General features: G+C 71.7%; 2 protein-coding genes and 1 pseudogene. 1 reads left to right on the plus strand and 2 read right to left on the minus strand.

The genetic code is table 11. The features are described from left to right. Positions 1 to 550: pseudogene (locus B9G38_RS16085) on the minus strand (2-isopropylmalate synthase); the annotation flags it as partial. Between the two features lie 323 nt (positions 551 to 873). Here B9G38_RS16085 and B9G38_RS16090 point away from each other — a divergent pair. Next, positions 874 to 1,362, plus strand: coding sequence for a cupin domain-containing protein (locus B9G38_RS16090; protein WP_086221049.1), 489 nt, complete (start codon positions 874 to 876; stop codon positions 1,360 to 1,362). Between the two features lie 49 nt (positions 1,363 to 1,411). On the opposite strand, the gene B9G38_RS16095 is transcribed toward B9G38_RS16090, so the two are convergent. Then, the gene (locus tag B9G38_RS16095) at positions 1,412 to 2,107 is read right to left on the minus strand and encodes a hypothetical protein (RefSeq protein ID WP_086221050.1); all 696 of its coding nucleotides are present in this window, start codon (positions 2,105 to 2,107) and stop codon (positions 1,412 to 1,414) included. Between the last annotated feature and the right edge of the window lie 321 nt (positions 2,108 to 2,428).

Consider the following 2,428-nt stretch of genomic DNA (forward strand, 5'->3'; position numbering starts at 1 on the left):
CGGTCCGTTCGGGGTCGGCCGCGCCGACCGTGTCGCAGTAGCAGATCCGGTCCGCGCCCGCGTCGAGCCCGGCGCCGAGCAGGCGTTCGAGGTAGTCGAGGTCGGCGCGCGAGCCGTCCTCGCCGAGCACTTCCACCCACAGGCCGTGGTCCTTGGCGTACTCGACGAGTTCGACGGTCGTCTCGACGACCTCGTCGCGGGTCGACCCCACCTTCGTCTCGACGTGCTTGTCGGAGGCCGGGACGACGAGGTTGACGCCGTCGACGCCGCAGTCGAGCGCGTGGTCGACGTCGCGTTTCACCCCGCGGGCGAAGCTCGTCACCGTCGCGTCGAGCCCCTCGTCGGCGACGCGGCGGATCGCCTCGCGCTCGCCTTCGGAGGTGCACGCCGAGCCGGCCTCGATCAGGTGGACGCCGGCGGCGTCGAGCTCGCGGGCGACGTCGACCTTCTCGCCGGGCGTCAGGGAGACGCCGGGCATCTGTTCGCCGTCGCGCAGGGTGGTGTCTAACAGCTGTACCTCGTCGCGGTCGGTGAGTGTGGTTCGGGTCAAAAGGGATTCCGTCGGCTCTGCGGTGGTTTCGGGGTCGGTGCCGCCGCGGGGCGGTCGTGCCCCGGAGTCGTTATCGTCGGAGAATTTCGCGGCCAGCCGCCGCGAGGCGACTTCCTCTATCCTCCGAACGAACGCGTTCGTCTCGCGTCATTCGTACCCGTGCGAACAGTGTACACACGTATAAACTGCCGGGTCGCGTCAGGTATGGCCGAGCGATCCTCGCTGTGATCCGGGTTTCGCTGAGGAATCCTCGCCGCGGTTAGTCGGCGCCCCCTCGATGCGACCGCCGACACCGTTAGGGGATCCCCCTGCGATCGGTCCGCATGGAGCGAGTCGCGATCGACGACGTCGACGTCGTCACGAACCCCATGGACGTCCACGACCTCCGAAAGCCGGTCTCGCGCGCGCTCGGCGCCGACCACGTCGCGATGAACTACTTCGAGCTCGCGCCCGGCGACGCGTTCTCGGGCGGGCTTCACACTCACAACGATCAGGAGGAGATATTCTACGTGCTCGCCGGCACCGCGACGTTCGAGGTCGGGCGCGAGCGCGACGAGGTCGAGGTCGGTCCCGACGAGCTGATCCGCTTTTCGCCCGGCGAGTTCCAGTCCGGGTTCGTGCCCGAGGACGCCGACGAGGAGGTGGTCGCGTGGGCGATCGGCGCCCCGGGCGCGCGCCACGACTGGGACCGGATCGAGTCGATCGTCGAGTGCCGCGGGTGCGGCGGCGAGCGCGTCCACGACACCGAACTCACCGACGCGGGGCGGTTCCGGTTCACCTGTACGGAGTGCGGCACGACCTTTTCCCCCTGAGGACGGCGGGCTGCTCGACGGAAGCGGTCGCGGCCCCGCCCGGCGCTCCTCACCCCAGCAGCGAGCGCAGCGACCGCCGTCGGGTGCCGCACTCGCCGGCGTAGTCGCAGGCGTCACACCGGTCGTCGTCGACGCGCGGCGGCGGCCCGTCGATCGATCGCGCCGCGCGCAGGGCCTCGCGATACGCCGCCTTCTTCCGGAGCGTGAGCCGGACCTCGCGGACGACCCCGACGGCGGGGTACTCGACCAGCGCGCGCTCGACCTCCCGCTCGCGCTCCCACGCGAGCGCCTTCGCGAGCCCGACCGCGCGGACCGCCTGCGGCTCCCACACGCCGTTCTCCGGCGGTTCGCCTGACGACACGAGGGTCGGGATCGGAGCCGGCGCCTGCTCGGAGCCGTCAGTGCCGGCCGCTCCGTCGTCCGGTTCCAGCACCTTGTGAACGGTGCCGTGGCAGTCCTTGCCCGAGAGAAAGCCGCGCTCGCTCGCGGGGTCGACGAGGGAGTCGTACTCCTCGCGCTCGCGCAGCCGGTCCAGATTCCGACGGTAGGCGGCCGGCGACCGGTGGAGCGGCAGCTCCCGGAGCGTCCGGTCCGACGCGTCGACCAACTCGTCGTACCGGAACGCGAGGTCGACGCGCTCGCGCGCCTTCGGCGGGACGCTCCGCTCGTCGTCGCGCCGGACGTAGTAGAGCTGTCGGGGGCAGTACGCCGCGCGGGCCAGATCGCTGAACGGAACGAGGGTCACGCGCCGGGCTGGCCGCGGCTTGGTTTATAAATAGAACTGCGGTGGCGTCGCCGGCGGCTCTGCCACCGGCTGCAAGGGGCGCGTCGCGCCTCCCTGCGTGCCTGCGAGGCCGCATCGCGGCCGAGCCGCGAGGGACCTCCGGTCCCTCTGGAAGCCGGCACGAAGCGCCGGCGACAGCACCGCGCGAGGGACGCGGTGAGCGACGCGGGCGACCGGAGGGAGTCCCGAGCGAACCGCGAGGTTGGGGAGGCGTGAGGTTGCGGTGCTGTGCGGGGCGGGGCTCAAAGGGGCCGCCGCGAGGCGGGGGCAGGGGCAGTAAGG

The organism is Halorubrum sp. SD612 (assembly GCF_002135005.1).